This is a genomic window from Pantoea sp. Pa-EAmG (assembly GCF_030024295.1).
GTDB classification, from domain to species: domain Bacteria; phylum Pseudomonadota; class Gammaproteobacteria; order Enterobacterales; family Enterobacteriaceae; genus Pantoea; species Pantoea dispersa.
In genome coordinates this window covers 1-4,277 of the sequence record NZ_JASEWO010000264.1, presented here as the reverse complement: position 1 = coordinate 4,277, position 4,277 = coordinate 1, and the positions used below count along the sequence as shown (strand labels likewise).

General features: G+C 51.7%; 4 protein-coding genes. 2 read left to right on the top strand and 2 right to left on the bottom strand.

The features are described 5' to 3' along the window. Nucleotides 1-689: alpha/beta hydrolase (locus QMM04_RS21215; RefSeq protein ID WP_282996956.1), on the bottom strand; the 689-nt coding region annotated here is incomplete at its 3' end. 109 nt (nucleotides 690-798) lie between these two features. Between QMM04_RS21215 and QMM04_RS21210 the strand changes: the two genes are divergently transcribed. Beyond that, on the top strand, nucleotides 799-1,695 hold the full coding sequence (locus QMM04_RS21210) for a LysR family transcriptional regulator (protein ID WP_282996955.1): 897 nt from the start codon (nucleotides 799-801) through the stop codon (nucleotides 1,693-1,695). Between the two features lie 199 nt (nucleotides 1,696-1,894). Here QMM04_RS21210 and QMM04_RS21205 read toward each other — a convergent pair whose 3' ends face one another. Beyond that, nucleotides 1,895-2,662 (bottom strand): helix-turn-helix transcriptional regulator, encoded by a 768-nt coding sequence (locus tag QMM04_RS21205; RefSeq protein WP_141496453.1) that lies wholly within the window; start codon nucleotides 2,660-2,662, stop codon nucleotides 1,895-1,897. Nucleotides 2,663-2,769: 107 nt separating this feature from the next. Here QMM04_RS21205 and QMM04_RS21200 point away from each other — a divergent pair, with 107 nt between their 5' ends. Further along, on the top strand, nucleotides 2,770-3,558 hold the full coding sequence (locus QMM04_RS21200) for a sulfite exporter TauE/SafE family protein (RefSeq protein WP_282996954.1): 789 nt from the start codon (nucleotides 2,770-2,772) through the stop codon (nucleotides 3,556-3,558). Nucleotides 3,559-4,277: the final 719 nt, after the last annotated feature.

Sequence of the window (4,277 nt, the reverse complement as noted above, 5' to 3'; positions counted from 1 at the left end):
ATCATTGCTGCGTGAGGAATGCGAGGCAGCAGCTCTCTTTGCAACGTTTCCGGGGTATCGACCCGGTCCAGCTCTCCTGATATGACTCTTACGGGAACATTAATGGAGGCAACTGCACTTGTAATGTCTTCGCGCATGGCGATGTCGGGCCAGGCAGCCTTCGCTTCAGTTCCGGCGCTCAGACTGTCTTCAATGACCTGCTCACGGAGCGCCGGGCTAAGCGGCCTCGACGTCAGAACATTGTCGATAACAAACTCGACTGATTCACGGCTGCTATATGCACTGGTAAGCCTGTCGCGATCTTCTTTAGAAAGCATCATGGGCGAAGGAGGAGAGGGTGCAATCAGCATTAGCCCTTCAAGGCCTTGAGGCCGACGGGATGCCATCAATTGGGCAACTTTTCCTCCCATTGAGTGGCCAATCAGGATATATCGCTTTAGCTTGAGCGCGGCAATGACGCCTTCAGCATCACTTGCAAGGTCCGCAATCCGGTATCCGGACTTCGGCGCATCTGATAATCCCCAGCCACGGTGATCGATAGCTACCGTGCGATAGTGATCAGGTAACTGTGATATCACGCTCTGCCACGTTCGGGATGATCCGCCATAGTAATGCAGGAACACCAGTGCAAGCTCACCGCGACCATGTTGCTGTACATTAATACCTCTATTGTTCACTGTAATTTTCATTATTTCATTCTCCTCATGGTTTAAAACAATGTTAATTACAGTTCTTATAAATGATAATTGGCTGAATAGTGTTTACAGTCGATAACCATATTATCGAATGGTGTGCGTAATGGACAAGTTTACCAGTATGCGAATTTTTATTGCGGCAGTTGAGGAAGGCAGTTTTGCTGCGGCCGCAAGACGTTTTAAACTTTCATCAGCCATGGCAGGAAAACATGTCAGTGCTTTAGAATCCGATTTACACGTGCGGCTTATTCAGCGCTCTACACGCCGACTGAGCCTTACGGATGTTGGTCAGCGATATTATGACCGCTGCAAAGTGATTATCGAGGCTCTGGATGACGCAGACAGGGAAGCCAGTGACATTCAGGCCACTCCCCGGGGATTGTTACGCATCGCCGCCCCTCTTGCCTTCGGCGAAATGCATCTGGGGAAGATTGTGTCACGCTACCTTGAGCAATTTCCGGAAGTCAGTGCAGGTGTTGTCCTTGAGGATAAGTATATTGATTTGCTTGAGGAACGGATAGATGTAGCCATACGCATAGGACATCTGGACGATCCGACGCTTGTCACCCGACGTCTGGCACCCTGTAAAATGGTTTTATGCGCATCAACAGACTTTCTGAAAAAATACGGCATGCCTGAAACGCCAGATGAACTCTCGCGTATGCCGCGCCTGGCTTTCAGCCAGGCAATTTCTGCCGGAGACTGGACAATCTATGACACAGATAACAGGCCACACACTATCGAAAGCCGTTGCCGGCTCACATCAAACAATATCCACTTGTTAATGGAAGCGGCCTTGGGCGGTACAGGGATTGTATATGGCCCCTGTTTTGTTTTTCGAGAGCACATAAGGCAGGGCCAACTTATTGAGCTGCTGCCAGATTACCGGACATCAGAGCTTACCATTCAGGCAGTGTACCCGAGTGCGATGCGCATTCCATTTAAGGTTCGCACTTTCGTTGATTTTATTGCTGATGCTTTGAAAGCGAAGCCGCTTTAAGAGTGCGGGTACTTAAACAAACATAGAATGATGCCCGCTTTTAGCACAACGCGAACGTTATTGTTCCAGCATTACGTCTATACCTTGGCTTTACAAAGCTTATTCTACCTTCAAAACAGCAACTGCCATGCGTCTGCTCAGTCAATGGCGCAGGAAAGCTATCAGACCTGAGCTGGTAGCAGTGGACAAAGCCCCCCTGTTAAGTCGGGTGATAAAATGAAGGTGGCTGGCCGGTAACCCGACGGAACATCGTCGCGAAGGAAGAACCATTGTCATAGCCGAGCGACAACGCGACTTCGTTTACCGGTGTTCCCGTTAGCAGCATTGCCAGCGCGCTGACCACACAGGCTCGCTGACGCCAGGCTGAAAACGACATGCCGGTTTGCTGCTGAAAATGGCGACGAAATGTGCTGCCGCTCATAAACAGCGCGCTGGCCCAGCGTTCTGCCGGATCGTGAATGGCTGGCGCAAGTAAAAAAGCCTGACATAGCCTCAACAGCGCGGGCTGCTGCGGCAAAGGGATCTCGAGCGCGCACACTGGCATTGCCGCCACTTCAAGCAGCATTAAATCTATCAGCGCCCGATCGCGTACGCTGTCATAGCACGGCGGCAAATCAACCGCCTCCAGTAGTAGCTGCCGCAACAGCGGCGATACGGCAATCACTTCGCAGCGGCTGATGTTACGCAATCTGGACGCGCATGCGGGTTCGATATACAGGCTACGCGTCGTTACGCCTGTGAACTTGACGGCATGCAGGATTTCGGGGGGGATCCATACCGCATGCTGGGGCGGCACCACCCATTCCCCGTCCCGGGTTGAAACGTGCATCAGGCCGGTTGCGCCATACAGAAGCTGCGCACGGCGGTGCTGATGTTGCGGCAGGAAAAATCCCTGCGCATAGTCGTTGCCGAGCGCCACAACATCGCGATTCAGCCGATCGAAGCCGTCAATTTTCTCGTTTCGCATATCCGTCCCCATCTGACCAGTTTGCAAGGGTAATTGAGCGCTGCGCAAATGGGAAGCGGGCCGCTGGAGCGATATGCTGCTGCCTCACTTGTAAACGGGACACCTCCTTGAACGAATTGCTGATAATAGTACTTGCCGGCTTTACTACCGGCATAACCACGGTCCTTTTTGGCTTCGGCGGCGGCTTTGTTGTCGTGCCATTTATTTATCAGTTGCTGATGCGGCAGCCGCTGCTGGCAGGAAAAGCGATGCATATTGCCGTGGCCACCTCGACAGCGGTGATGATTTTCAACGCAGGCTGGGTTAGTTACCAAAACTGGCAAGCGGGCAGGCTTTCTTCAACCGTCTTGTTTCCGCTGCTGTGGTTTATCGCCACAGGCGCGGTAGTCGGTTCGTGGTTAGCGGGAATGATGAGCGAGGCGCTGATTCGTGCGCTTTTTATCCTTTATATGCTGGCGACGATTGGGGATTGTCTGTTACGCAAAGGCTTCTTCAGCGGCAGCGCGCCGCGTCGTTTATCACTTATGACAGTTACCGGTGGCGGTATGCTAATCGGCATGATTGCTGCACTGCTGGGCGTTGGCGGCAGCGTAATGACGGTGCCACTGTTACGACGACACGGCCATGCAATGCGCGCGTGTATTAGTGCGGCCAACCCGCTTTCCCTGCCGGTAGCGCTGTGCGGTGCGATGACATATGCGATAAGCGGCTGGCATAAAATTCAGGCAGGCGGATTTTTGGGATTTATCAGCCTGAAAATCTTGGGCTTGCTCCTGGTGACCGGCTGGGCGGGTATTGTGTTCAGCCGCCGGGCTATCCCCGCCGTCCCCGATGTCTGGCACGCGCGAATCTACGTGATGCTGCTGTGCATGGTTCTGGTAGTAATAGTGCTTTAGGCAAACCTTGTTTTGCTGATTTGGCTGCTGTTACAGAAGCAATAATTGTATGAACATCCGTTACTGGCCCAAAGCGGACATTCAAATAAGTTTCCCTGGCAAGCCATGCTGTCAAGCCAGTAACATGTGAGTGAATTAGCTATCTTTCCCTCACTCGTCTTCCTTTCTTACTCCTCGCGGCTTTCGCGTTAGTCGGGTAGATATTCTCTGCGGAGCGGCTCTGCGCAAATGCCCGGGTTACGTGCAGCTCAATGTGTTTCATACCAGTGGCACTATGGTCGCGGGCATGCAGCAAAGTAATCAAACTGAGTTTCGTTGAAACAGTGGTTACTTGCCAAAACAGTTCACGTTCAACACATCATTTCCATCAAGTCTGCCATGAGAACCTGTTAGGTGGCCTTGCAGTAAATTACAGCCTGGTTAACCGTTACCTTTTTCGGCAGTTTTGAAAAGTTTCGCGCTTACGCTTGTGAGGATGGTCTAGTGTGCCAGGATGGATATGTCTGCATAAATAAAACAATCTCGCTATCACTCCATTAGCCCCTTACGGGGCTTTTTTTAGCGACGCATTCGCAGATGTGCGCTGAGATGGTCACGGATGTTCTTTGCAAATTCATATTGTGTAGCCATTGGCAATCAGAAAGCATGTAAGCATTCATGAGCCCCCACCACGCCCACGCTTGTTTTTAAGAATCGCCTCTCAGTCCGGTAAATTTGGG

Bases quoted from the DNA above. Each gene is read 5' to 3' on its own strand.
- QMM04_RS21205 (WP_141496453.1), bottom strand. From the start codon at position 2,662: ATGCGAAACGAGAAAATTGACGGCTTCGATCGGCTGAATCGCGATGTT.
- QMM04_RS21210 (WP_282996955.1), top strand. From the start codon at position 799: ATGGACAAGTTTACCAGTATGCGAATTTTTATTGCGGCAGTTGAGGAA.